This window comes from Dactylosporangium sp. NPDC051087 (genome assembly GCF_055586325.1).
Genome location: NZ_JBVJIJ010000016.1, coordinates 209680 through 235382, shown reverse-complemented (window position 1 = coordinate 235382; position 25703 = coordinate 209680). Strand labels below are relative to the sequence as shown.

Sequence of the window (25703 nt, the reverse complement as noted above, 5' to 3'; positions counted from 1 at the left end):
TTGGTCCGCCGCCTCACGACCGTCGGGGCAGGGATCGGGCGGATCGGCCCGCCGTCCCTTGTGGAGCCGCGGTGAGTGTGGTCCGCCGCCTCACGACCGTCGGGGCAGGGATCGGGCGGATCGGCCCGCCGTCCCTTGTGGAGCCGCGGTGAGTGTGGTCCGCCGCCTCACGACGGCCGGGCTGGGGAGTGGGCGGATCGGCCCGCCGCCCCTCGTGGAGCCGCGGTGAGTGGTGGTCGGCCGCCCTCACGACCGCCCGGCCGGGAGTGGGCGGTCGGCCCGGCGCCCCTCGTAGACCTGCGGTGAGTGTTGGTCCGCCGCCTCACGATCGCAGGGCCCGGGTGGGCGGATCAGCCCCCGCCGCCGTCATGGAGCCGCGGTGAGGGTTGGTCTGCCGTCCGCCATGGGCGGGGGGTGGGCGGGATCGGTCCGCCGCCTGACGCCGTGAGCTGGCTGAGGGTGTGGGCGGGATCGGACCGCCGCCTGCCGTGAGCCGGGCTGGAGGCCGCGACTGAGGTTGAGGTCGGCGGCGAGGATGGCCGTGCACCTGGGAGTGGGCGGTGACGGCTGGACCGGGCGGTGATGGGCGCGGGCGCTGCGCACATGGAGCCGGGGACCGATGGGGGTCGGCCCGCCGCCGGACTTCTCTGCCGGGTCGTCGCGGCGGCGGGGCAGCGGGCAGGTCAGTCGCCGCGTTTGCCGGTGGTGACGGCGATGCCGACGAGCCAGCCGACGAACAGGCCGTAGCCCGCCGCTGCCGAGGCGGCGGCGAAGGCGCTGAGCAGGGTCGGGTTGGCGGTGATGAAGTCGGTGGCGAAGGCGGCCAGGGCGGCGCCGAAGATCAGCGACGCCCAGCCGAGGATGAAGGCGCCGCCGCCGGTGACGATGGAGCGGCCCGCGACGGCGAGGATCAGGGCGGTGAAGAGGACCAGGAGGAGGGCTTTGAGGTCGTTGGCGAGCAGTTCGCGGGCCGCGTTGCCGGAGTCGTCGCGGGGGACGAGCCACCAGCGCGGCCAGGTGAGCAGGTGCAGGAACCAGCCCCACACGGTCTTGGTGTCCGCGTGGCGGTCGGTCCATTCCGAGAAGATCTGATTGCCGAAGAGGAGCACGAGGAGCAGCGTCGCCAGGACGCCTGCGCCGGTGGCTGTGCGGGTGCGTCCGAAGATGGCCATGACATCAATGTAAGGGGCGCCGCCGAAACCCGCAGAACTGAATACGTGAATGAGTGTTTAAGTGGCAATAGTACGTTTGACCTGGGGTTATACGACTTGAACCGGATGATCGGCGGGCCAGTGGTCGCGGTGTGACCAGGCCTCACGCAGGGCGGCGACGGTCGCGCCGATCGCGGGACGCAGCCCCGTGGAGGCGCGCCAGGCGACGCTGACGCGGCGGGCCGCCTCGGGGGTGATGGGCCGGGCGACGACGCCGGGCGGGAGGGTGCTGCGGGCCAGCCGGGGCACGAACGCGACGCCGAGGCGCTCGGCGACGAACGTCAGCTGGGTCTCGAACTCGTTGACGAGGATCGCCGGGCGGGTGCCGGGCAGCATCCGCTGCAGCCACTCGTGGCAGACGGTGCCGGGCTTCGAGGCGATCCACCGCTCGTCGCGCAGCGCGTCGAGGCCGACGGGGCCCGAGGCGGCGGCCAGCGGGTGGTCGACGGGCAGGATCAGGTCGCCCACGTCGAGGCCGAGCTCGACGCTCGCCAGCCCGGCGGGGAACGTGGCCGGCACGTCGAGCCACTCGTCGATGACGCCCACGTCGACGGTGCCGCGCAGGATGCCGTCGAAGGTCGCGTCCCGGTCGGCCTCCTGCAGGGTCGGCTCCAGCAGCGGGTGGTCGACGGCGAGGCTGCGCAGGGCGTGGGGCAGCAGCCCGCGGCACGCGGTCGGGAACGAGGCGATGCTCAGCTGCCCGGACACCGTCTCCTGGTGGGCGGCGAGGGCGGCCTCGGCCTCCTCGACGACGGCGAGGATCCGCCCGGCGTGCTCGACGAGGACCCGGCCCGCCTCGGTGAGCCGCAGGCGGCGGCCGTCCTTCTCCACGAGCGTGCTCCTGGTCTCCCGCTCGAGCTTCGCCAGGTGCTGGGAGATCGCCGACGGCGTGCAGTGCAGGGCGCCCGCGGCGGCCGTGACCGTGCCGAACGTGGCCACCGCCCGCAGTGCCCGGAGCCGCGGAAGCTCAATCATGTAGTGATCCTACAAGAATGTTGTAGAACCTTTCGATGGTGCTTCACGGTCGCACGGGACGACGATCGGACCATGAAACCTCGTGACGTCGCGCTGGCGATCCTCGTCTCGGCGATCTGGGGCGTGAACTTCGTCGTGATCCACGTCGGGCTGGACAGCATGTCGCCGCTGCTGTTCTGCGCGCTGCGTTTCGGGGCGGCGGCGCTGCCCGCCGTGCTGCTGGTCGGCCAGCCGAAGGCGCCGTGGCGGTGGGTGGTCGCGACGGGCGTGGCGCTCGGCGTGGTGAAGTTCTCGCTGCTGTTCGCGGGCATGGCGGCCGGGCTGCCGTCGGGGCTGTCGGCGCTGGTCCTGCAGAGCCAGGTCGTCTTCACGCTGGTGTTCGCGACGGTACTGCTGCGCGACCGGCCCGGCGGGCGTCGCGTGGCGGGGGTGGTGCTCAGCGGCGCCGGGATCGTCCTGATCGCCTCGCAGCTCGGGCTGGACCGGCCGCTCGGCGCGTTCCTGCTGGTCGTCGCCGCCGGCGCGGCGTGGGGGCTGGCGAACATCGCGATGCGCATGGCGAAGGCCACCGACATGCTCAACTTCATGGTGTGGGTGAGCGCCGTGGCGACCCCGCCGCTGGTCGCGCTGACCCTCGCCGTCGACGGCCCGGCGGACGTCTGGCGTAGCCTGCGCGGCCTGGACCTGACCGCGGTCGGTGCCATCGCGTACATCGCCTACCTCAGCACACTGTTCGGCTTCGGGGTGTGGGGCCGGCTCATCGCCCGCTACGACGCCGGCACGGTGGCGCCGTTCGCGGCCCTGGCCCCGGTGTTCGCGATCCTGTCGGCGGCGCTGCTGCTGGGGGAGCGCGTCCACTGGTACGACGCCGCCGGCGGCGCCGCGATCCTCGGCGGCGTCCTGCTCGGCGCGGTGCGCGGCGGGCGGACGCCGATGCCGGTGCCGGAGCCGGCAGGCGGGGACACCGGGGCGGCGGCGCAGGTCAGGGCGGCGCCGGCCGCGGGCTCCGGTCCGGCGGTGCGGGCCGGGTGAGCGCCGGACCGGCGCGGTCGGCTCGGGCGCCGGCGACGTTCGGGCCGCGCCGGTCGCGCCGGTCGCACCGTCAGGCGAGGGCCGGGGCGGGGATCGCCGGGCGGGGGTCGCGGACCACGAACCACGGCAGGAAGAGCTGGGTGAGCGGGCCGATGCCGAAGGCGTACAGGACGGTGGCGATGCCGACCGAACCGCCGAGGAAGAAGCCCGCGGTGAGCACCGTCACCTCGATCGAGGTGCGGGCGACCCGGATCGACAGCCAGGAGAAGCGCTCCGCCAGGCCGGTCATGAGGCCGTCGCGCGGGCCGGGGCCCATGCGGGCGCCGATGTACAGGCCGGTGGCGGCGGCGTTGAGCACGATGGCGGCGACCATGAAGGCGCCGCGCAGCCACCACGGCTCGGCGTCGGGGACGACGCGTAGCGACAGGTCGGCGACGAGGCCGACGACCAGGACGTTGCTGACCGTGCCGAGCCCCGGGCGCTGGCGCAGCGGGATCCACAGCAGCAGCACCAGCGCGCCGACCGCGGCGACCACGGTGCCGAAGCTCAGCCCGGTGCGCTGGGAGATGCCCTGCTGGAAGACGTCCCACGGGTCCAGGCCGAGATGGGCGCGGACCAGGAGGGCGAGGCTCACCCCGTACAGGACCAGGCCGCCCTGCAGCTGCGTGAAGCGGCGCGTGAACCGGTGGCGCAGCGGGATGGGATTGGTCTTGCCTGGGGCGTCCATGCATGCCACCCTAGGGCCAATCCGTCCGGTGCAAAGAGCCAATTGAGGGGGACTGGCCTTGTCAGCGATCGTCCGCGGTGCACAACTGGCCCGCATGCTGAACGCGTGGCAGGTCGCCGTCGGGGTGCGCGGCCCGGCCGGCCGCCGCCCGGAATACGTCGTGCTCGCCGGCGCCGTCCGTGGCCTGCTCATCGACGGGCGGCTCGCCCTCGGGGTGCGCCTGCCCGCCGAGCGGGAGCTCGCCGCGGCGCTCGGCATCAGCCGGACCACGGTCACCGCCGCCTACCGTGAGCTTCGCGACAGCGGCCACCTCAGCAGCCGCCGCGGCGCCGGCAGCTGGACCGCGCTGCCCGCCGGGCACCGGGTCGGCACGTCCGGGCTGTGGACGCCGAGCGACGACGCCGACCTGATCGACCTCGGCTGCGCGGCGATGCCCGCCCCCGCCGAGCTCGCCGAGGCGGCCACGGACGCGATCGCCGAGCTCGCCCCTTACACGCTCGGCGCCGGATATCAGCCGATGGGCCTGCTGGTGCTGCGCGAGGCGATCGCGCACTGCTACACCGAGCGGGGCCTGCCGACCGACCCCGACCAGGTCATGGTCACCGGCGGCGTCCAGCAGGCCCTCGACCTGCTGCTGCGGCTGCTGGTCGCGCCTGGGCAGCGGGCCCTGGTCGAGACGCCGACCTACCCGAACGCGCTGAGCGCCTTCACCGCCAGCCGGGCGCGGATCAGCGCGTATGCGATCGGGCCCGACGGCTGGGACGAGGACCTGCTGCTGTCCACGGTCCGGGCCGCGCAGGCGCGCGTCGCCTACCTCATCCCCGACTTCCACAACCCGACCGGCCACCTGATGCAGACGTCGCTGCGGGAGCGGCTGCCGTCCGCCGCGCACGCCGCCGGCACCGACCTGGTGATCGACGAGTCGTTCGTCGACCTCGCGCTGGACGACGTCGCGCTGCCGCCGTCGGTGGCGGCGTTCGACCGCAGTGCGCGGGTGCTGACGATCGGCGGGATGAGCAAGCCGTACTGGGGTGGCCTGCGCATCGGGTGGGTGCGCGGGGCGGCGCCGCTGATCGCCCGGCTCGCCGCGGCCCGGGTCGGGGTCGACATGGCGTCGCCGGTGCTCGACCAGCTCGTCGCCGTCCAGCTGCTGCGCCGCCGCGAGGCGATCGTCACGGCCCGGCGGCGGCAGCTGCTCGCCCGCCGGGACACCCTCGCCGCCGCGCTGCGCGCCGAGCTGCCGGACTGGCGGTTCGTGCTGCCCGGCGGCGGGATGGTGCTGTGGGTCGAGCTCGACGCGCCGGTGTCCAGTGCGCTCGCGCGGGCCGCGGAGGAGCTCGGGGTGCGGGTCGCGCCGGGGCCGCGGTTCGGCGCGGACGGCACGATGGAGCGGTTCATGCGGCTGCCGTACACCCTGCCGGAGGCCGACCTGGTCGAGGCGGTCCACCGGCTGGCGGCCGCGCGTGCCGACCTGGACCGCCCGCGCCGGCACGCCTGGTCTTCCCCGGTCGTCGTCGCCTGACGGTTTTCCGGATCATGGGGGATGGGTTGTTCGCGGCCGGGACGGCCGCGTCAGCTGCAGGCGGCGGGAAAGGGAAGGCCGTCAAGGCCTGACCGGCGGCTGACGGGAGCAACGGGCCTCCGCCACGACGGACCGGAGCATGCCGCTTCTTGAGGCTTGAAAAGCGTCATGGCCTCCGGGTCGGCGGTTCCCGGAGGCCATGACACTGTGGGGTGTGATCAGAGTTCGGCGAGCGACCCCGCGTACATGCGGTCGATGTCCGAGGCGAAGGACTTCTCGACCACGCGGCGCTTGACCTTGAGCGACGGCGTGAGCTCGCCGTCCTCGATGGAGAGGTCGCGGCTGAGGATGGTGAACTTCTTCACCGTCTCCCAGCGGTTGAGCTTGGTGTTGAGCTCCTTGACGTAGCCCTCGACCAGGGCGTTGGCCTCGGGCGAGCCGGCGATCTCGTCGTAGGACTTCCCGGCGAGGGGGGTGCCCTCCGCCCAGCCCTTGATCGCGTCGGGGTCGAGGGTGACCAGCATCGTCACGTAGTTGCGGGCCTGACCCACGACGACGCACTGGGAGGTGTACGGGCAGACGGACTTGAACAGGCCCTCGATGTGGCTCGGCGCGACGTACTTGCCGCCGGAGGTCTTGATCAGGTCCTTCTTGCGGTCGGTGATGCGCAGGTAGCCGTCGGCGTCGAACTCGCCGATGTCGCCGGTGCGGAACCAGCCGTCCTCGGTGAACGACGCGGCCGTCTCGTCGGGCAGGTTGTGGTAGCCGCGCATGATCGGCGTGCCCTTGAGCAGGATCTCGCCGTCGGTGTCGAGCTTCGCCTCCAGGTCGCCCAGGGCGACGCCGACGGTGCCGATGCGGGGGGCGTCCTCCCGGTTGACGAACGAGCCGGCCGACGTCTCGGTCAGGCCGTAGCCCTCCAGGATCGGCAGGCCGGCGGCGAAGAAGAACTCGCCGATCTCCTTCGACAGCGGCGCTGAGCCGGACACCATGGCGCGCATCTTCCCGCCGAGGCGGGCCCGCAGCTTGCTGAAGACCAGCTTGTCGGCGATGCCGTGCTGCACCTTGAGCAGGCCGCCCGGGGTGCGGCCGGCGAGGCGCTCGGCGGAGGCCTGCTTGCCGACCTTGACCGCCCACTGGAAGATCTTCCACTTGGCACCGCCGTCGGTCTGCGCGCCGGTGACGACCCGGTTGTAGACCTTCTCGAAGACGCGGGGCGCGGCGCACATGAGCGTCGGCTGGATCTTGCCGAGGTTGTCGATGAGCTTGTCGACGCGGCCGTCGACGTACGTGGGCAGGCCCACGTAGACGATCCCGCACAGCAGGGTCTTGCCGAACGAGTGCGACAGCGGCAGCCACAGGTACTGCAGGTCGTCGGCGGTCAGCAGACCCATGTCGACCTGCGTGTAGCCCTGCCAGACCCAGCCGGCGTGCATCAGCTCGACGCCCTTGGGACGGCCGGTCGTGCCGGACGTGTAGATCAGGGTGGCGAGCTGGTCGCCGGTGATGCCGGCGACGATCCGCTCGATGAGCTCGGGGTCCGCTTCGAGCGCCTGCTGCCCTTCGGCCTCCAGCTGCGCGAGGGACAGGGTCTTCTTCTGCTCGCCGCCGTTGGGGACGCCGTCGAGGAGCACGATCGCGGCCAGGTTGGGCAGGTCGGCGCCGTCGAGCTTGGCGGCCTGCGCCGCGTTCTCGGCGAAGAGGACCTTCGAGCCGGAGTCGGCGACGATGTAGACGGCGTCCTCGGGCTCGGTCGTCGGATACACCGTGGTGGTGGCCGCGCCGGCGAGCATGATGCCGAGGTCGGCGATGATCCAGTCGAGGCGGGTGTTGGCCAGGATGCCGACGCGGTCCTCGGGCCGCACGCCGAGGGTGGTGAGGCCGGCGCCGATCGCGCGGGCGTGCTGGTCGACCTCGCGCCAGGTCAGCCAGACCGGGTCGCCGGCGTCGCCGGCGGCGGGCTTGCCGAACGCGCGCTTGTCAGGGGTCTCGGCCACACGGTGCAGGAACATGTCCGGGATCGAGCGGTAGGGCAATTCGAGCCGCTGGGTCTGGGTCATGTGGGGCGCCTCCGGGGCTGGCGTGGACGTAACGGTGACTGGCATCACGTCCCGTCGGTTACTGGAGGGTAAATGGTCGGTCGTGTTACCGGCTAGACCCGAAACCGAAACGTAGTGGAACGCTGATTCCCGTTGCCTGGGGCCAGATTTGAGACCCAGCCCTAGAGTCCGAGTTTCGCTTTCCGCAGCTGTCCGGCCAGGGCGTCGGGCCCGGTCACGGTCACGTCCGCGTGGGCCTGGCGGCCGGTGAAGAACAGCAGCAGTTCCGACGGTTTCCCCTGTACGCGCAGCGCTTCGCCGCCCTTGCCGACGGTGAAGGGTGTCGCGTTCTCCGGCGTGACGGTGACGGCGGCCGGGAACTTCCTCGCCGCGAGCTTCGCGGCGCCCTTGAGCCGGCCGGCGAGCGCCCGCTCGTACTCCGCGCCCAGGGCGCGGGGGGTCCACCGGGGCGCGGCGCGGCGCACGTCCTCGTGGTGGATGAGGAACTCGGTGATGTTGACGGCCTCCTCGGCGAAGCCGGGGCTCACCCACAGGGCCGGCTTGCGGACCTTCCCGACCAGCGCCGCGTAGTCGCCGGCGGCGAGGCGGTCCTGGACCTGTTTCGTGTGCTGCTGCAGTGGCTTGACCAGGATGCCGGCCGCCGCGTCCGGGCGGCGCTCCCGCAGGACGAGGTGGGCGGCGAGGTCGCGGGTCGCCCACCCGTCACAGAGCGTCGGCGCGTCCGGGCCGGCGGCGAGAAGGGTGTCGGCCAGGGCGAGGCGCTCGGCCCGCGCGAAGGAAGTCATGAACGTAACGCTAGCGGGGGTCCTTCGAAGACGGTTTCTGTCGTAGGTCGTCGGTAAGGTTGCATGCGGTCGGTGAGACTTACCGGCCCTTTCCGGCGGGGGTGGGTTGTGACCAGCGGCAAGGTGCTCCTGAAGGGGCTGTGGGTGCTCGGCCGGGCCGTTCGTGACGAGCCTCACGTGTTCGCGATCTCGGTCGTCGGCAGTGTGGTGTTCAGCCTGCTCACCATCGCCACCGCGTTCGTCTCCGGGCGGGTGGTCGGCGAGATCGCCCTCCCCGCGATCGACGAGCGGCACGTCACGACCGGCGCCCTGCTGCTCGGCGGCGTCGCGGTCCTGGCGGTCAGCATCGGCAAGATCATCGGCATCTTCGGCCGGCGGCTCGGCGCGGGCGCCATGCAGTTCCGCCTCCAGGCGCGCTATCGGCAGGCCGTGACCCGGCGCTATCTGCGGCTGCCCCTGGAGTGGCACCAGCGGCACGCGACCGGCACCCTGCTGTCCAATGCCAACGCCGACGTCGAGTCCGCGTGGTATCCGATCGCCCCGTTCCCGATGGCGGTCGGCACCGTCGTCATGCTCGTCGCCGCGATCGCCTCGCTCTTCGCCACCGACTGGGCGATGGCCCTCGTCGGCGTCGCGATCTTCCCGTCGCTGCTCGGGGTCAACGTCGCCTATTCGCGGCGGATGGCGCCCCGCGTCGCCAGGTCCCAGCAGCTGCGGGCCGAGGTGAGCGCGGTCGCGCACGAGAGCTTCGACGGCGCGCTGGTGGTCAAGACCATGGGCCGGGAGGCCGCCGAGACCGAGCGGTTCACGGCGAAGACGGTCGAGCTGCGCGACGCCACGATCCAGGTCGGGCGGGTCCGGGCCGTGTTCGACCCGGTGCTCGACGCGCTGCCGAGCATCGGCACCCTCGCCGTGCTCGTCGTCGGCGGCCTGCGCTTCCGGCAGGGCGCCGTCGAGGTGGCCGACGTGGTCAGCGTCGCGTTCCTGTTCACGGTCCTCGCCTTTCCCGTCCGGGCGATCGGCTGGGTCCTCGCCGAGCTGCCCCGAAGCGTCGTCGGCTGGGAGCGGATCCGGCACGTGCTGGACGCCGAGGGCGACATGGCATATGGCGCGACGACACTGCCCGACCTGCACAAGCCGGCGGCGCTGCGCTTCGACGACGTCCACTTCGCCTACACCGACGCCGCCGGCGAGCGCGGCGGCGACGTGCTCAGCGGGGTCACGTTCGACGTGCCGGCCGGGCGCACCGTCGCCCTCGTCGGCTCGACCGGCTCCGGCAAGTCGACGATCGCCGCGCTCGCGGCCCGGCTCGTCGACCCGCACACCGGCACCGTCCGCGTCGACGGCGTCGACGCCCGCGAGCTGACCCAGGAGGCGCTCGTCGGCACGGTCGCGCTCGTCGCCCAGGTGCCGTTCGTCTTCGACGACACCGTCCGGGGCAATGTGACGCTCGACCGGCGCACCGCCGCGGGCCGGCCCGTCGACGACGAGGCCGCCTGGTCGGCGCTGCGGCTCGCCCAGGCCGACGGGTTCGTCGAGCAGCTCGGCGAGGGGCTCGACACGAAGGTCGGCGAGCGGGGCACGTCGCTGTCCGGCGGGCAGCGGCAGCGGCTCACCATCGCCCGGGCCCTCGCCGGCGCGCCGCGGCTGCTCGTCCTCGACGACGCGACCAGCGCCGTCGACCCGCGCGTCGAGGCGGCGATCCTCGCCGCGCTGCGCCGCGACGACGACCGGCAGGCGTCGATCCTCGTGGTGGCCTATCGGCGGGCCACGATCGCCCTCGCCGACGAGGTCGTCTATCTGGAGCGGGGCAGGGTCGCCGCCCGCGGCACCCACGCCGACCTGCTCGCCACCGTCCCCGGCTATGCCGACCTCGTCACGGCCTATGAGAAGGCCGAGGCGGAGAAGGAGCGGGAGCATGTCTTCGACGACGAGGAGACCGTGACCGCATGACGACGGTTACCACCGAGGCGAAGCCCTCGCAGGAGACCCCTCCGCAGGAGGCGCCGCAGCCGGGCGTCCTGCGCCGCGGGCTGCGGCTCTCACCGGAGCTGTTCACCGGGCTGGCCGGCACCCTGGGGCTGGCCGTGTTCGCCACCGCCGGGCGGGTCGCCGTGCCGGTCGCGATCCAGCAGGGCATCGACCGCGGGTTGCGCGCGCCCGGCGGGCCCGACGTCGGCGTGCTCTCGCTGATCGTCGCGGTCACCGCCGGCGTGCTGTTCGTGACGATGTTCAGCGCCGCGATGATGAACGTGCGACTGTTCACCGTCAGCGAGACCGCGCTGGCGGGCATCCGCACCCGCACGTTCCGGCACATCCACGACCTGTCGATGCTGCACCAGCAGTCGGAGCGCCGCGGCGCGCTCGTCTCGCGGGTCACCGGCGACGTCGACCAGATCAGCCAGTTCCTGCAGTTCGGCGGCCTGATCTTCCTGATCAGCCTCGGCCAGGTCATCGTCACCACCGCCGTCATGATCTTCTACTCGTGGCAGCTGACCCTCGTGGTGATCCTCGCGTTCGCGCCGCTGGTCTTCGTCGTGCGGCACTTCCAGAAGCGGCTCAGCGTGCTCTATCTGGACGTGCGGGAGAGCATCGGCGCGATGCTCGGCGCGATCGCCGAGAGCGTCGTCGGCGCGTCCGTCGTCCGGGCGTATGGCGTGCAGCACCGCACCGCCGAGCGGCTCGACACCGCCATCGACCGCAGCCGCCGCGCCCAGTTCCGCGCGCAGACCAACAACGTGATCAGCATGAGCTTCGGCGAGCTCGCCGCCGGTCTCGCGCTCGGCAGCGTCATCGTCGTCGGCACGCTGCTCGGCGTCGACGGCCAGCTCACCATCGGTCAGCTCACCGCGTTCCTGTTCCTCGCCACGCTGTTCGTCCAGCCGGTGCAGGTCGCCACCGAGGTGCTCAACGAGGCGCAGAACGCGATCGCCGGCTGGCGCCGCGTCCTGGACATCATCGAGACGTCGCCGGACGTCGCCGACCCCGGCACCGCCGGCCGCGACCTGCCCGAGGGCGCCGTCGACGTGCGGTTCGACCACGTGCACTTCGCCTATCCCGGCGGCCCCGAGGTCCTCACCGACGTCGACCTCACCGTGACCGCCCGCACCCGCGTCGCCGTCGTCGGCGAGACGGGCAGCGGCAAGACCACGTTCGCCAAGCTGCTGACCCGGCTCATGGACCCCACCACCGGCAGCGTCCTGCTGTCCGGGGTGCCGCTGACCGACGTCCGCTTCGACTCGCTGCGCAGCCGCGTCGTCATGGTCCCGCAGGACGGCTTCCTCTTCGACGCGACCGTCGCCGACAACGTGCGGTTCGCCCGGCCCGACCTGAGCGACATGGATCTGGAGCTGGCGTTCACCGAGCTGGGACTCCTCGACTGGGTCGACGGTCTCAGCGACGGCCTGCGGACCGAGGTGGGCGAGCGCGGCGAGGCGCTGTCGGTGGGGGAGCGGCAACTGGTCGCCCTGGCCCGCGCCTATGTCGCCGACCCCGACCTGCTGGTCCTCGACGAGGCGACCAGCGCCGTCGACCCCGCGACCGAGGTGCGCCTGCAACGCACCCTGGACGCCGTGACCCGCGGCCGGACGACGATCGCGATCGCCCACCGGCTCTCGACCGCCCAGAGCGCCGACGAGGTCATCGTGGTCGACAAGGGCCACGTCGTGCAGCGCGGCCCGCACGCCGACCTCGTCACCGACAAGGACTCGATCTACGCCCGGCTCTACGCGTCCTGGCTCGAACAGACCCGCTGACCGCCCTGGCCGCCTTGCCCGCTCCACCGGCGCTGACCGGTGCTCGGCGGTGCTCGGCGGTGCTCGGCGGTGCTCGGCGGTGCTCGGCGGTGCTCGGCGGTGCTCGGCGGTGCTCGGCGGTGCTCGGCGGTGTTTGGTGCCCTGCGGCTTGTCGACGGGCGGAAGGTTCTCTGTCGCCGACCGTTCGACGCAGGGAGGCGCCGTTCCTCCCGGTCCGCTTCGCTTCCTTTGTCGACGCTTGAGCGCGAAGGCTCGTAGTCGTCGGGCTCCGCCCGGTCGGTCGAGGCTCGTGGTTCGGTCGGTGCCGGTTTCGCTTCCTGCGCCGGCGCTCGGGCGGTCCGGGTGGTGGTCGTCGACTCGGCCCGGCCGGTCGAGGTAGCAGTTGGTCGGTGCCGGTCGGCATCCTGTGTCGGCGCTTGGGCGGCCTGGGTCATGGTCGTTCGGCCTGCCTGGCCGGTCGAGGCTGGGGTAGGTCGGTGCCGGCGTTCGGTGCGGAGTCCGGGTCGCGGGTTGCTCGGGTCACGCGTCGGTCGGGTACGGCTTCCTCTTCGACGCGACGGTCGCTGACAATGTGCGGCTCGCCTGGCCCGGCCTGAGCGGCGCGGGTCTGGAGGTGGCGTTCGTCGAGCTGGGGCTCCTCGGCTGGGTTTCGGGTTGTGGACTGAGGTGGGTGAGCGGTAGTTGGCTGCCCGGGGGCTTTGTGGCCGGTGCTGACTTGTTGGTCCTCGACGACGCGACTTCGCCTCCTGCGTCGGCGCTTGAGCGGGCCGGCTCGTGGCTGCCCGGTCGGTTGAGGCTTGTGGTCTGGTCAGTGGCGGCGTTCTGTGCGGGGGCTCCGGGTCGCGGGCTGCCCGGGTCCCGCGTCGGTCTGGTCACGGCTTCTCTTCGGCGCGACGGTCGCTGATTCGGCGGGGTGGTTGCGGGCGCCTTGGTTCGCCCCTGTCAGCGGCGCGGTGCCGGTCCTTGGGCAGCGGCCTCCGCTGCAGCTGTCGAGGGGTCCCGGCCGCGTCCGGGGACGGGTCGGCATCGCCCGGGCCGTGTTGGCCGCGGCTGTTCGTTCGGTGGTGGCGATTGCTGCCGCTCCAGGTGTGCTGTGCCCCGTGCCGTCAGGTGGGTCGGGATGCTGATGTCGTGGCGGGCGGCGATGCGCTCAGCCTGGAGACCACGCGGATGGGTCGGGCATGATCCGGAAGAGATGTTGTTGTCCTGGGGGTAAAAAGTCTTCCGGATCATGGGGTGGATCGGGAGGGTGCGCGTCGGGACGGGCTGGCGTGGGGTTGAGGGCCTAAAGTGGCTGTGTGTCAGCCGGGGGGCGTCGATATGTGCCGATGCAGGTCCGGGTCGCGGTGACGGGGTTCAACGCGATCGGCGGGGTCATGCTGACGCTGGCGCTCACGGCGCTCGGGGTGCTGCTGTCCGGGATGCAGGTGGATCCTGTGAACCAGGGCGGCACCGGATATCTCGACTTCGTGCTGTTCTTCAACGCGGTGCTGTTCCTGTTTCCGCTGGCCGTCGTCCTGGTGTTCCTCGGCACGAGGATCAAGCGGGGTGAGCACTGGGCGTGGCTGGCGAGCCTGGTGTTCTGGGCGTTCGTGGGGACGATGGCGCCGCTGCTGACGTGGCTGCTGCCGGCGCCGTTGCCGTTCGCGGTCGTGCCGGTGTGCTGCGCCGCCGGGCTGGTGGCGCTGCTGCTGACGCCGCAGGCCAGAGTGCACTGCGCGGACGTCGAGGACTGACCCGGTGGCCGGCCGACCCTTCGCGCGTCGAGGACTGACCCGGTGGCCGGCTGGCCCTTCGCGCGTCGAGGACCGACCCGGCGGCGGGCTAGCCCTTCGCGGTCGAGGGCAGCGGCTCGGTGAGGTACCGCTGGATCGTCGGCGCGACGCTGTACACGATCTCGTCCTGCGACATGGTCGTCATGGGCTCGATCTTCAGGATGTAGCGGACCATGACGAGGCCCGCCATCTGCGACGCGACCAGGGCGGCGCGCTTCGGGGCCTCGGCAGGGTCGAGGTGGAGCTGGCCGATCACGCGGCGCAGGATCTGCGTCACGAGGAACTCGCGCAGCATGCGGGCGGACCACTCGTGCTGCATCGCGCTGCGGAACAGGGCCGCGGCGGACGAGCCGGCCGGGGAGTCCCACACGCCGAGGAACGTGCGGATGAGCCGCTCACCGACGCCGTCGAGGCCGCCCTCGAAGACCTTCGGCACGATCTCGCCGGGGTCGATCGGTGCGTCGAGCGTGGCCAGGAACAGTTTGTCCTTCGCCCCGAAGTAGTGATGGACCAGCGCCGGGTCGACCCCGGCGCTGGTGGCGATCTGGCGGATGGACGCCCCGTCGTATCCACGGTCGGCGAACGCCTGGCGGGCGGCGCTCAGGATCGCCTGCCGGGTGTCCTGGTTGCCGGGGCGTCGTCCGGTGCGTGCCATGAGCCTCATTCCGATGTACCGACAAAGCTGGCCTCAGGCGGTGCGCCGGCGAAGGGTTGCCGCCCCGAGCAAGAGTGCCACGATCACGCACCCAACGATGATGCCGAGGTCCCTCCACATGACACCGGTCGGTTCGGTGTGCGTGCCGAGCTCGGTGAGGGCCTGCACCGCGTACGACATGGGCAGCACGTCACTGATCGCCTGCAGCCAACCGGCCATCTGGTCGCGGGGCTGCAGCAGGCCGCAGAGCAGCACCTGGGGCAGGACGACCGCCGGCATGAACTGCACGGCCTGGAACTCGCTGTTGGCGAACGCGCTGACCAGCAGGCCGAGCGCCATGCCGAGCACCGAGTTGCCGACCGCGATCACACCGACGAGCCACGCGGGTCCCAGGGTGTCCAGCCCCAGGAGGACGTACGCGAGGGTCGCGGCGATCGCCGCCTGTACCGCAGCCGCAACCGCGAACGCGATGCCATAGCCCAACAGGATGTCGACCTTGCCGATCGGTGTGGTCAGCAGGCGCTCCAGCGTGCCGGTGGTGCGCTCACGGAGCATCGCGACGCTGGTCAGCAGGAACATGATCACGAGCGGGAAGACGCCGAGCATGATGAGCCCGATGCGGTCGAACAGCAGGGGATTGTTGTCGTACAGGTAGCGCAGCAACGTCAGCAGCACCGTCGGCACGACGAGGATCAGCGCGATCGTGCGCCGGTCGTGCCGCAGCTGCCGCAGGATGCGGCCGGCGGTGGCGAGCGTCAAACGGGCGGACATGGCTACGCCACCTTCTCCTTCTCGGTCTCCTGCGCCTGTACGAGTCGCAGGAACGCCTCTTCCAGGTCCTCGGTCCCGGCGCGCTCCCGGACGGCGGCGGGTGACTCGTCGGCGATGAGCAGGCCCTCGCGGATGAGCAGGAGCCGGTCGCAGCGACCCGCCTCGTCCATCACGTGGCTCGACACCAGCAGCGTCGAACCGGCCTTCGCCAGCGCGTGGAAGCGTTGCCAGAGCTCGTTGCGCAGCACCGGATCCTGGCCGACCGTGGGTTCGTCGAGTACGAGCAGCTGCGGCTTGCTCACGATCGCGCACGCCAGCGAGGCCCGGGCCCGCTGACCGCCGGACAGGGTGCCGACCAGCTGGTCCTTCGCCTGGCTGAGCCCGACGTCGGACACGGCCGCGTCGGCGTCGGCGGCACCGAGCCCGTAGAGCGACGCGAAGTAGCGCGCGTTCTCACGGACGGTCAGGTCCGCGTACACACTGGGGGCCTGCGTCAGGTAGCCGACCTTGTCCCGGAGCGGCTTCGACCCGGCCGGGTGCCCGAGGACCGTGACCGTGCCGCTGACGATCTTCTGCACGCCGACGACCGCGCGCATGAACGTGGTCTTGCCGCTGCCGCTCGGCCCGAGCAGCCCGGTGACCGTCCCGCTCGGCACCGAGCAGGTGAAGTCGTGCAGCACCTGCCGCTTGCCGCGCGCGATGACGAGGTGCTCGACCTCGATCGCGTTGGTCATCTTGAATCCTCCCGCTAACTCAACGAGTGATGAACTCAACGGTAAATGAAATCTTGAACGCGCGTCAAACACGAAAACGGGGCGGACCGATGCTCCGGCCCGCCCCGCTCGTGATCCCTTGCCCCGCTACAGCGCGAGGACACGCTCCAGGAACTCCTTGTACTGCCGCAACGCCACCCGCAGCGCCTCGGTGTCCGGGTTCTTCGCCGACCGGTGCGGGTCGATCGCGAGCTGCTGCTCCTGCAACTTCTCGGCGAGCGTCTCGATCGCGTCACTCACCACGGCGGACGCGCGGGTCAGCGCCTTCACCGGGTCGTCGACGAACTTGGACTCCGCCTTGACCAGCCGCGACCGGAACTTGTCCGCCCGCTTCGGCTTCCACAGCACGATCCGCTGCTCGGCGAGGTCACCGGGACGGAGGGGGAGGACGCCGGCGTACTCGAGCTCCTCGTCCTCGTCCACCTCCTCCTCGGCCTCGGCTTCTGCGGCGGGCTCGGCCGCTGCGGGTTCGTCCTCGTCGTCCGCTTCGGCTTCAGCGACCGGCTCGTCTTCGTCCTCGTCGTCGTCCGTGTCCGCCTCGGCGACTGGCTCGTCCTCGTCTTCGTCGTCCTCCGCGTCTGCTTCGGCTTCCGCGGCGGGCTCGTCCTCGGCTTCCGCGTCTGCTTCGGCTTCCGCGGCGGGCTCGTCCTCGGCGTCTGCTTCCGCTTCCGCTTCGGCGGCCGGCTCGTCGTCTGCTTCGGCGGCGGGCTCGTCCTCGTCGTCAGCTTCGGCAACCGGCTCCTCGGCCGGTTCGGCGTCGTCGGCGTCCTCGTCGGCGTCGGACTCGGCGGTCAGCTCGTCGATGTCGGCGACCAGGTTGACGTCGTCGGCGCCGCCCTCGCCGGCGTTGTCGACGCCGTTGTCGATCGCTTCGGCGAGTACGTCCTCCGGAGTCCCGGCTTCCGCGACCGGCTCGGCGTCGTCCACCTCGTCTGCGGTCTCGGCCGCGCCGTCGGACTCGTCACCGGCGTCCGCCACGACATCCTCGACCGCGTCGCCGTCCGCCTCGTCCCCGGCGGCAGCTTCGGCCTCGGCTGCGGCTTCCTCGTCTCCGGAGTCGTCGGCCGCGGCCTCGACCTCCGCAACGGACTCCTCTTCTTCGGCGGCCGCGTCGGCCTCGGCCGCCGGCTCCTCGTCGCCAGCCGCGTCGGCCTCTTCCTCGCCTGCATCCTCGGCTTCGGCCGCAATCTCCGCGTCGTCGGCGTCGGCGTCGGCGTCGGCGTCGGCGTTTGCGTCGGCGTCTGCGTCGGCTTCTGCTTCGGCCGCGGGCTCGTCCTCCGCGTCAGCTTCGGCTTCGGCTTCGGTGGCGGTCTCGGCCGCAGCGTCGGCGTCGGCTGCCGGCTCGGCGTCAGCGTCGGTCTCCTCGACGGCGGACGGCTCCTCGGCGTCGTCCTCGATGGCTTCGACCGCCTCGGCCTCTGCGGCCGGCTCCTCGTCCGCGTCCTCGGCAGGCTCTTCGGCAACGGCCTCAGCAACCGGCTCGTCCGAGAGTTCCGCCTCTTCGGTGGCCTCGGCTTCAGGCGCGGCGGTCAGCTCGTCGATGTCGGCAACGAGGTTGACGTCGCCGGCGCTGTCAGCGTCGGCGTCATCGGTGCTGTCGCAGTTGTCGACGCCGGAGTCGATCGCCTCGGCCAGGACCTCCGCCGGAGTCTCGTCCTCCGCCACCGGCTCCGCGCCGTCGGTCTCGTCCGCCGCCTCATCACCACTACCGGACTCGCCGCCGGCTTCCGCCACGACGTCCTCAGCAGCGTCGACCTCGCCGGTCCCGTCGGCAGCTTCTGCGGCCACGTCCTCAGCAGCGTCGACCTCGTCGGTCTCGTCGGCAGCCTCCGCGGCCACGTCCCCGGTCGCGTCGGTCTCGTCGACGGCTTCCGCGGCCACGTCCTCGGCGGCGTCGGCATCGGCGACCGGCTCGTCCTCGGCGTCTTCTTCCGCGGCGGCTTCCGGCTCTTCGACGCCGGCCTCGTCCTCGACGGCGGCTTCGGCCTCCGGCTCGTCCTCGGCTACCGCTTCCGCTTCGGGGTCGCTGTCCGCGTCGGAGGCTTCGGCTTCCGGCTCTGCGGCGGGCTCTTCGTCTTCGACGACCGCTTCGGAGTCCGGTTCGACGCCGGCCTCGTCCTCGACCGTGGCTTCGGCCTCCGGCTCGTCGTCGGCTACCGCTTCCGCTTCGGGGTCGCTGTCCGCGTCGGAGGCTTCGGCTTCCGGCTCTGCGGTGGGCTCTTCGTTTTCGACGACGGCTTCGGCGTCCTGTTCGTCGTCGGCCGCGTCCTCGGCGGCTGCTTCGGCCTCAGCTTCGACAGCGGCTTCAGGCTCGGCATCCGCTTCGACGGCGGCTTCGGCTTCAGGCTCGTCCCCGGTGGCGTCGGCCGTGTCGTCGGTGACTGCCTCGGCCTCGTCGGCTTCGGCGGTCGACTCGTCCTCAGCGGCGGCTTCTTCCGCGGCTGCTTCGGCTTCCGGTTCGTCGGTGGTCGGCTCGTCGACGGTGGCCTCGGGCTCGTCCTCGGCGGTGGCGTCGGCCGTGTCTTCGGTGGCTGCTTCGGCCTCGGCTTCGGCGGCCGGCTCGTCCTCGGTGGAGGTTTCTTCCGCGGTGGCTTCGGCTTCCGGTTCGTCGGTGGTCGGCTCGTCGTCGGTGGCTTCGGCTGCTGGCTCGTCCTCAACGGACTCAACGGACTCAACGGACTCGACGGCCTCGACGGGCGAGTCGTCCTCGGCTACTGCTTCTGCCTCGGGCTCGCTGCCGGCGTCCTCGGCGGCCGGCTCGGCCTCGGCAGTGACCTCTTCGAGCGCGGCGGGCTCGTCGTCGGTCGTGTCCTCGTCCGTGGTGGTCTCCGCAGTGGGCTCGGCCTCTGCGGCGTCCTCCTCGGCGACTGCTTCGGGCTCGACGGTGGCCTCTTCGCCAGCCTCTTCGGTCACGGCCTCAGGGGCTTCGGCCGCCTCATCGGTGGCGACCTCTTCGAGGGCGTCCGGTTCGGCGGTGGCCTCTTCGGTCACGGCCTCGGGGGCGTCGTCGGCGTCCGATTCGGCGGCGGCGTCGTCGGCCGCTTCGTCGGTGGCGGCCTCGTCGACGGTCTCCGCGACAGCGTCGAGGGCGTCGGGTTCGTCGGCGGCCCCGGCCTCGTCGGTGGCGGCCTCGTCGACGGTCTCCGCGACGGCGTCTTCCGTGGCGATCTCACCGACAGCCTCGGGTTCGTCGGTGGTCTCCGGCTCGTCGGTTGCGGCCTCGTCGACGGTCTCTTCCGTGGCGACCTCAGCGAGGGCGTCGGGTTCGTCGGTGGCGGGTTCGTCGGTGGCGGCCGGGTCGGTGGAGAGGTCTTCGAGGGGCGCCTGGAGGTCGGCGGTCGGTGCGGACTCGGCGGCGTCTGCGTCGACCCCAGCGGCCGGCTCCTCCTCGGTGGAGGTGTCGGCCGGGCCGACGATGTCGGAGATGTCGTCGGGGACGGCGACCGTGATGGCGGAGACGTCGGCCAGCGCCTCGTCGGCAGAGGCAGCGGAGGAAGCGGGGGAAGCGGAGGAGGCGGCGGAGACGGTGACGGGTGGGACGGTGTCCTCGACGGGCTGGCGCTGCTCGGGTACGCCCGGTGGGGTCGTGACTTCAGGGGAGGGGCTCGACTGGTCGTCCGGCGGGGTGAAGTTGGGATGCATCGGGGTGGGTCCTCCGTCCGCTCGGTCTGAACGGGGGGAGGGTGCCACCCGTTCAGACTGCTGTGGGCTCAGCGCTGGGGTCGCGGACGCCGGGAGGCCGAACGGCGCCCGGCCCGATGCCACCGAGCCGACGGCAGGCGGGACCCCCGGCGAGGAGGGTCGGCCGACGGCAGGCGGGGAGGGATGAGCGACCGCCCAGACTTCCGTGCGGCGCACCGTCAAGGTACTCCGCAAACACGACCAGCCATAGACCCCAAACCGACGAGACAGGGCCGTGCGGGAGAATTGGCGTCGTGTCGTCGAACCTTGATCCAGAAGTCGCGGACCTTCTGCGTCGCAACGAGGCCGGGTTGGTGCCTGCGGTCGTGCAGGAGCACGGGACCGGGCAGGTGTTGATGTTGGCGTGGATGGACGATGAGGCGTTGCACCGGACGTTGACGACCGGGCGGGCGACGTACTGGTCGCGCAGCCGCAACGAGTACTGGGTGAAGGGCGAGACGTCCGGGCACGTGCAGCACGTCCGGTCGGTCGCGGTCGACTGTGACGGCGACACGCTGCTGCTCGTCGTGGAGCAGACCGGCGCCGCCTGCCACACGGGCAACCACACCTGCTTCTACACGGACCTGAAGGTGGCGCGATGACGACCCTGCGCCCGGCCCGATGACCGCAGCCCCGAAGCTGGCCGGCAGGCGCGGTCTGACCGTCACCACGCTGGCGACCGCGGTCGCTTCGGCGGTGGTGCTGTTCGCCGCCACCCGCGGCTGGGACACGGTCACGACGCACCAGGTCGCGCCGCTGCCGCCGATGACGGAGCACCGCACCGGCACGCAGCTGTCGCCGTGGCTGCCGGCGCTCGGCGCGGTCGGCCTCGCCGGTGCGGGCGCGCTCCTGGCGACCCGGGGGCGGCTGCGCACGATCGTCGGCGGGCTCCTGGCCATCGCCGGGATCGGGCTGGCCGGTGCGGTGGTCGGGGCGCTGCAGCACGGGATCGACCTGGGCTGGCCGTTGCTGACCATGGCCGCCGCGGTCGTCGTGGTCGTCGCGGGCGGCGTCACCATCCGGCACAGCGACACCTGGCCGGAGATGGGCGCCCGCTATGAGCGGCCGGCCACCGGTACCGACGCGAAACCGCGGCAGACGGAGCTCTGGGACGCCCTCGATCGGGGCGAGGATCCGACCGCCGACAAGTAGGGTTCGCCTATGGCGAGCAGCAGCAAGGAAGTCCTCGAGGTCGCCGGGCGTGAGGTGACCGTCACCAACCCCGACAAGGTGTACTTCCCGAAGTCCGGCCGCACCAAGCTCGACGTCGTCCGCTACTACGTCGCGGTCGCCGACGGTGCCCTGCGCGGCGCGGGCGGGCGGCCGATGGCCCTGAAACGCTACGTCAACGGCATCGAGGGCGAGGCGTTCTTCCAGAAGCGGGCGCCGGAGAAACGGCCCGACTGGATCGAGACGGCGCAGCTGCGGTACCCGTCGGGCCGCACCGCCGAGGAGGTCGTCCTGCGCGACGCCGCCCAGCTCGCGTGGGTCGTCAACCTCGGCTGCCTGGAGCTGCACACCCACTCGGTCCTCGCCGAGGACGTCGATCACCCCGACGAGCTGCGCATCGACCTCGACCCGGTGCCGGGTGTGCCGTGGTCGCAGGTCGTCGAGGTCGCGATGGTCGCCCGGGACGTCCTCGCCGACCACGGGCTCACCGGATGGCCGAAGACCTCCGGTTCGCGAGGCTTCCACGTGTACGCCAGAATCCGGCCCGAATGGACCTTCGCCGAGGTGCGCCGGGCGGCCGAGGGCTTCGCCAGGGAGGTCGCCCACCGCGCCCCGGACATCGCCACCGGCGCCTGGTGGAAAGAAGAGCGGCACGGCGTCTTCGTCGACTACAACCAGAACGCCAAGGACCACACCACCGCGTCCGGGTATTCGGTGCGCCCGTCGGAGGAGGCCCGCGTCTCCACGCCGCTGACCTGGGACGAGGTGCCGGGCTGCGACCCGGCGGCGTACACGATGGAGTCGGTGCAGGGCAGGCCCGACGCGTGGGCCGGCATCGAGGACAGCCGCGGCGACCTGACGGCGCTGCTGGAGCTCGCGGCGACGCACAAGAAGCGGGCCCCGGCGAAGAAGGGCACCGGCCGCCGGGTGCCGACCATGCCGCTGATCGAGATCGCCCGCGCGGCGACGAAGGACGAGGCCCTGGAAGGCCTCGAACGCTGGAAGGCCCGGCACCCCACGGTGTGGCCGCTGCTGGAGCCCGCGGACGTGCTCGTCGACTCGATGCGCGGGGTGAACAGCCTCTGGACCCGGATCCGGCTCAACCTCGTGCACGTGCCGGAGGCCGACCGGCCCGCCCAGGAACCTCTCGAGGTCGACTACGACCCCTTCGCGAAGTGGAAGGAGATGCAGGCCCGCGGCGAGATCCCGGCCCGCTGGCGCCGCCCCGAGGACAGCACCGCCACCGCCACCGCCACCGACACCGGCGCCGACGCCGACGCTTAGCCGGCGGGCGCGGCGGCGGTCAGGCGCGCAGGAGGTGGCCGTCGGCGCGGTTCTGGTCCGGGGCGCTGTCCGTCGCGCCGCCCCAGACGAGCACCATGCCGGGACCGCCGACCACGGTCGCGGCGAAGCGGCGGCCGCCGGGCAGCTCCGGCAGGCGGAGCCAGCCGCCGGTCGCCGGGTCGAGCAGGTGCCCGCCGACCGAGACCAGGCCGCCGGTGCTGAGCGGCGGATCGATGGGCAGCGGCCCGGCCGGGAGCGGCGCGGGCGGCAGGGAACGCCACGCGCCGGTGGCGACGCTCAGGATGCCGCCCTCGGCGTAGAAGCGGCCCCAGTTGCCCACCTGACCGCCGTCCGCCCGGCCGGTGCTGGTCCAGACGACCGCGCCGCCGGCCGGCGCCGGGCTGTGGCCGATGAGCTCCGTGGTCGTGGGCGCCGCCCAGGTCGTCAGCGCCGCGTCGAGCGCGGCCAGCCGCACCAGCGACGGCGCGGTGGCGCCGGGGTCCGGCACGAGGTCCTGCGCGCCGAGGAGCAGCCGGTCGCCGGCCCACACGGCGGTCCGGTTGAAGGACGGGCCGAGCGGGTCGTCGGGCAGCACCCGCCACGCGCCGGTCGCCGGGTCGAAGGCGGCGTCCGCGACCGGACCGTGCTCGTCGCTGCCCGCGATGAGCACGAGCGTGCCACCCGCGTCCAGCAGCCGCCCGGCACCCGCGGACGGCGGCGGGGGCAGCGCGGTCCACGTGTCGCTGCCGCCGTCGTAGGCGAGGAAGGCGGCCTCCCCGGTCAGCGCGTAGACCTTCCCCCGGGCCGCCACGACCTGGTCGCCGAGGTTCAGCGGGACGGGCGCCGCGGCGATCGGCTGCCAGGTCGCGGTCGCCGGGTCGTAGGCGGCGCCGTCGGTCAGCCCGGTGGTGGGCCGGCAGCTCGCCGAGGGCGGGCACGGCCGCTCGGCGGAGCCGCCCACGACGACGAACCGCCGCCCGTCCCACACGCCGAACGCGTCGTGCCGCGCCGGGAGCGGTGCCGTGGCCGTCGCGGCCCACGCCCGGTCGGCCGCCACGGCACGGGCGTCCGGGCGGTCATCCGGGCCGCAGCCCGCCACGGCGACCAGGACCGTCAGCGCCGCGAGCCTTCTCCGCATTCCGGAAGTATGTCGCGAACCGGCGGCCCCCGTTGCCCCCGTGGGCCTAGGGCACGACGATGATTTCGGGCTCCCAAGGGGTGGGGTCGTCGACCCAGCCGGCGAACAGCACCAGGCCGGTCGGGCGGTGCACGGCGAGGAACCCGAACGGCCGGTCGAACGTGACGTGCACCTGCCGGCCCGCCGGGTCCGGCTCGTCGAAGCCCATCACGGCGGCCGCGGCGGTGACGGCGGCGGCCTGAAAGCCGTCGGCGGTGAAGGCGGCCGTCGCCGCCTGGACGGCCTTGGACACCGACAGGGGCACGGGGCTGATGCCGGAGAGGTGGCTGCCGGACGCGGCGGCGCGCAGGCCGAAGATGTCCGCCCAGTCGAGGAGGTCGTGCTCGCCGTCGACCTGGAAGCGGGGCAGTCGCAGCCGGGTACCTTCGCCGCCGGGGGTGTGCTCGATCGTGACGCCGGGTGCGTGCCGCGCGGTGCGGGGGTCGTGCAGGTCCAGCGGCGGGGCGTGCAGGGCGGTGACGCCCGCCGAGACCACGTCGCCGGGCTCCTGACCGGGGGCGCCGAGCAGCAGCTCGACGTCGATGTCGTCGCTGCTGTGCACGGTGGCGAAGGTCAGCGGACCGGCTGCCGAGCCGGCGACCCGGACGGCGGCGGGGTCGGGGTCGAAGCGGGACAGCCCGGCGAGCTTCCGGCCCGACCAGGGGCTCCAGGGGCTGCGGTACGGCGACAGGACGACCTCGTCGAACGGCTCGTCCCACACGGTGCGGACGGTCAGCGCGGCGGCCAGGAGGAGCTGGACGTCGTCGTCGATGTCGACCGGCATCCGCGGGATGAGCCCGCCGGTCCGCGCGGACGCCCACGCGTCCAGCGGTGCCGGTCGCCGGTGAGAACGCCCGCGACGAGCCCCTCCCAGCGGGCGGTGAGCGGCAGGCCGGCGCGCGGCCACAGTCCGGTGGCGGCCCGGACCGCGGCGCCGGACGGCAGGGTCAGCGGCGCCGGTGCGACGGCGAGGAGCTCGTCGCGGGCCGGGCCGTCGGCCGCGGACGCGAGGAGCGAGAGCACGGGATGGACGCCGGCGCCGGACAGCACGGTCCCGCCGGTGATGGTGTACGCCCACGCGGCCGTCAGCGCGTTCGCGGCCTCCACCGGCGTCATACCCGCATTGTTCACGGAGTCCAGTCCGCCGGGGCGGTGATCCAGCCGGCGACGAGGACGAGTCCGGTGGGGCGGTGCACGGCGAAGTACCCGAACGGCCGGTCGAACGTCACCGTCACCCGCAGTCTCCGGGCGCTCGGCGGGCGGTACGCGAGGGGGAACATGGCGAGGGCGGTCACCGTCGCGGCCCGGAAGCCCAGCGCGGTGAAGCTGGCGAGGGCCTGCTGCCGGGCGGAGGACACCGCGAGGTCGACCGGGCTGATCCCGGGGAACGTCCCGTCCCGGGACGCAGTGCGCAGCCCGAACAGGTCCGGGTCGGCGAGGAGGTCGTGGCCGGCGGTCACGTCGAACGACGGCAGCCGCGTCACGAGCTCCGGTGCGTCGTCGGTGGCCTGGACCTCCTCCGCGACGATCCCGGGGCCCGCGGTCGCCGGTACGGCCCGGGTCCACCCGTCGAGCGCGGCCGGCAGGACGGCGCCGGGACCGCCGGTGCCGAGGGCGAGGATCACGTCGACGTCGTCGGTGCCCTCGACGGTGAGCAGCGTGACGGACCCGTCGAGGACCCGCAGGGGCGCCAGGGCGTCGGTGGCGGCGCGCTTGCGGTGCAGCGCGGCGAGGGTACGACCGGCCCACGGCCCGCCGGTGGGGGACAGGACGCCGTCGTCGAACGGCTCGGCCCATTCGGTGAGCACGGACAGGGCCGAGGCGAGCACGACGCCGGTGTCCTCGTCGACGGTCACGGGCAGGGCCGGGATCAGCCCGCCGGTCTGCGCGGAGGCCCACGCGTCCAGGCGACGGCGGTCGGCGGACGGGTCACCGGACAGCCGGGTGCCGGGGTCCCAGCCGGGGGAGAGCGGGAGGTCGTGGCGGGTCCAGACGCCGAGCGCCGCGCTGACGCCGCCGGTGCGCGGCAGGGTCAGGGTGGACGGCGCGACGGCGAGCAGCTCGTCGCGGGCGGGGCCGGACGCGACCTCCGCGAGCATGGCGAGCAGCGGATAGACCCCCGCGCCGGAGAAGACCGGCGGGCCGTCGGAGGCGGCCGCCCAGCGCGAGGTCAGAGCGTTGGCTCGATCCACGGTCATGCGTCCAACCATACGAACGGCAACGCATTATGCCCTAGTCCATCAGGTGACGTCGGCCATACCCCCACGGCCATCCACTGACCGGGGGGCTCCTAGCATCGGACGCATGACCACCGGAGAGGGGAGCTCCTTGATCAACGCGGAATCTGGCC

At 72.7% G+C, this 25703-nt stretch carries 21 protein-coding genes; 8 read left to right on the top strand and 13 right to left on the bottom strand.

Annotated features, from left to right (window positions below; genetic code table 11):
• Positions 1-683: 683 nt before the first annotated feature.
• Together ACZ6TV_RS29880 and ACZ6TV_RS29875 are read right to left on the bottom strand one after the other, a co-directional pair.
• Positions 684-1172: a hypothetical protein gene (locus ACZ6TV_RS29880; protein WP_465300617.1), complete on the bottom strand. Its 489-nt coding sequence runs from the start codon at positions 1170-1172 to the stop codon at positions 684-686.
• Between the two features lie 87 nt (positions 1173-1259).
• Positions 1260-2186, bottom strand: a complete 927-nt coding sequence (locus ACZ6TV_RS29875) for a LysR family transcriptional regulator (protein ID WP_465300616.1) — start codon at positions 2184-2186, stop codon at positions 1260-1262.
• A gap of 72 nt (positions 2187-2258) precedes the next feature.
• Between ACZ6TV_RS29875 and ACZ6TV_RS29870 the strand changes: the two genes are divergently transcribed.
• Positions 2259-3218, top strand: coding sequence for an EamA family transporter (locus ACZ6TV_RS29870; protein WP_465300615.1), 960 nt, complete (start codon positions 2259-2261; stop codon positions 3216-3218).
• 70 nt (positions 3219-3288) lie between these two features.
• Here the strand turns inward: ACZ6TV_RS29870 and yczE are convergent, their stop codons facing one another.
• Entirely contained in the window at positions 3289-3945 is a 657-nt protein-coding gene (yczE, locus tag ACZ6TV_RS29865; protein ID WP_465300614.1) for a membrane protein YczE, read from the bottom strand.
• Positions 3946-4003: 58 nt separating this feature from the next.
• Here yczE and yczR point away from each other — a divergent pair, with 58 nt between their 5' ends.
• A complete protein-coding gene (gene yczR / locus ACZ6TV_RS29860; RefSeq protein WP_465300613.1) occupies positions 4004-5467 on the top strand; it encodes a MocR-like transcription factor YczR in 1464 nt (487 codons plus the stop codon).
• Between the two features lie 218 nt (positions 5468-5685).
• Here the strand turns inward: yczR and ACZ6TV_RS29855 are convergent, their stop codons facing one another.
• Positions 5686-7527: an AMP-dependent synthetase/ligase gene (locus ACZ6TV_RS29855; RefSeq protein ID WP_465300612.1), complete on the bottom strand. Its 1842-nt coding sequence runs from the start codon at positions 7525-7527 to the stop codon at positions 5686-5688.
• Positions 7528-7688: 161 nt separating this feature from the next.
• Positions 7689-8312, bottom strand: a complete 624-nt coding sequence (locus ACZ6TV_RS29850) for a TIGR03085 family metal-binding protein (protein ID WP_465300611.1) — start codon at positions 8310-8312, stop codon at positions 7689-7691.
• A gap of 63 nt (positions 8313-8375) precedes the next feature.
• Between ACZ6TV_RS29850 and ACZ6TV_RS29845 the strand changes: the two genes are divergently transcribed.
• The 3 genes from ACZ6TV_RS29845 to ACZ6TV_RS29835 all read left to right on the top strand — a co-directional run bounded on the left by ACZ6TV_RS29845 (position 8376) and on the right by ACZ6TV_RS29835 (position 13803).
• The gene (locus ACZ6TV_RS29845; RefSeq protein ID WP_465300610.1) at positions 8376-10265 is read left to right on the top strand and encodes an ABC transporter ATP-binding protein; all 1890 of its coding nucleotides are present in this window, start codon (positions 8376-8378) and stop codon (positions 10263-10265) included.
• On the top strand, positions 10262-12067 hold the full coding sequence (locus ACZ6TV_RS29840; protein ID WP_465300609.1) for an ABC transporter ATP-binding protein: 1806 nt from the start codon (positions 10262-10264) through the stop codon (positions 12065-12067). The genes ACZ6TV_RS29845 and ACZ6TV_RS29840 overlap by 4 nt, the downstream gene beginning before the upstream one ends.
• 1298 nt (positions 12068-13365) lie before the next feature.
• Positions 13366-13803: a hypothetical protein gene (locus ACZ6TV_RS29835; RefSeq protein ID WP_465300608.1), complete on the top strand. Its 438-nt coding sequence runs from the start codon at positions 13366-13368 to the stop codon at positions 13801-13803.
• An 88-nt stretch (positions 13804-13891) separates the two neighbouring features.
• On the opposite strand, the gene ACZ6TV_RS29830 is transcribed toward ACZ6TV_RS29835, so the two are convergent.
• The 4 genes from ACZ6TV_RS29830 to ACZ6TV_RS29815 form a co-directional block, all read right to left on the bottom strand.
• Entirely contained in the window at positions 13892-14497 is a 606-nt protein-coding gene (locus tag ACZ6TV_RS29830) for a TetR/AcrR family transcriptional regulator (protein ID WP_465300607.1), read from the bottom strand.
• 33 nt (positions 14498-14530) lie between these two features.
• Positions 14531-15268 (bottom strand): ABC transporter permease, encoded by a 738-nt coding sequence (locus ACZ6TV_RS29825; protein ID WP_465300606.1) that lies wholly within the window; start codon positions 15266-15268, stop codon positions 14531-14533.
• Positions 15269-15270: 2 nt separating this feature from the next.
• Positions 15271-16002 (bottom strand): ABC transporter ATP-binding protein, encoded by a 732-nt coding sequence (locus tag ACZ6TV_RS29820; RefSeq protein ID WP_465300605.1) that lies wholly within the window; start codon positions 16000-16002, stop codon positions 15271-15273.
• Positions 16003-16128: 126 nt separating this feature from the next.
• Complete coding sequence (locus ACZ6TV_RS29815) at positions 16129-19683, bottom strand: midas domain-containing protein (protein ID WP_465300604.1); 3555 nt, start codon at positions 19681-19683, stop codon at positions 16129-16131.
• A 116-nt stretch (positions 19684-19799) separates the two neighbouring features.
• Here ACZ6TV_RS29815 and hisI point away from each other — a divergent pair, with 116 nt between their 5' ends.
• The 3 genes from hisI to ligD are packed head-to-tail and all read left to right on the top strand — an operon-like array spanning position 19800 to position 22176.
• On the top strand, positions 19800-20324 hold the full coding sequence (gene hisI / locus ACZ6TV_RS29810; protein ID WP_465300603.1) for a phosphoribosyl-AMP cyclohydrolase: 525 nt from the start codon (positions 19800-19802) through the stop codon (positions 20322-20324).
• A gap of 19 nt (positions 20325-20343) precedes the next feature.
• The gene (locus ACZ6TV_RS29805) at positions 20344-20874 is read left to right on the top strand and encodes a Trp biosynthesis-associated membrane protein (protein ID WP_465300602.1); all 531 of its coding nucleotides are present in this window, start codon (positions 20344-20346) and stop codon (positions 20872-20874) included.
• A gap of 9 nt (positions 20875-20883) precedes the next feature.
• Positions 20884-22176, top strand: a complete 1293-nt coding sequence (ligD, locus tag ACZ6TV_RS29800; RefSeq protein WP_465300601.1) for a non-homologous end-joining DNA ligase — start codon at positions 20884-20886, stop codon at positions 22174-22176.
• 19 nt (positions 22177-22195) lie between these two features.
• Here ligD and ACZ6TV_RS29795 read toward each other — a convergent pair whose 3' ends face one another.
• The 4 genes from ACZ6TV_RS29795 to ACZ6TV_RS29780 are packed head-to-tail and all read right to left on the bottom strand — an operon-like array spanning position 22196 to position 25551.
• On the bottom strand, positions 22196-23314 hold the full coding sequence (locus ACZ6TV_RS29795; RefSeq protein WP_465300600.1) for a Kelch repeat-containing protein: 1119 nt from the start codon (positions 23312-23314) through the stop codon (positions 22196-22198).
• Between the two features lie 46 nt (positions 23315-23360).
• A complete protein-coding gene (locus ACZ6TV_RS29790) occupies positions 23361-24137 on the bottom strand; it encodes a serpin family protein (RefSeq protein WP_465300599.1) in 777 nt (258 codons plus the stop codon).
• On the bottom strand, positions 24086-24469 hold the full coding sequence (locus ACZ6TV_RS29785; protein ID WP_465300598.1) for a hypothetical protein: 384 nt from the start codon (positions 24467-24469) through the stop codon (positions 24086-24088). Before ACZ6TV_RS29785 ends, ACZ6TV_RS29790 begins: the two co-directional genes overlap by 52 nt.
• Positions 24470-24480: 11 nt before the next feature.
• Positions 24481-25551: a serpin family protein gene (locus ACZ6TV_RS29780; protein ID WP_465300597.1), complete on the bottom strand. Its 1071-nt coding sequence runs from the start codon at positions 25549-25551 to the stop codon at positions 24481-24483.
• Positions 25552-25703: the final 152 nt, after the last annotated feature.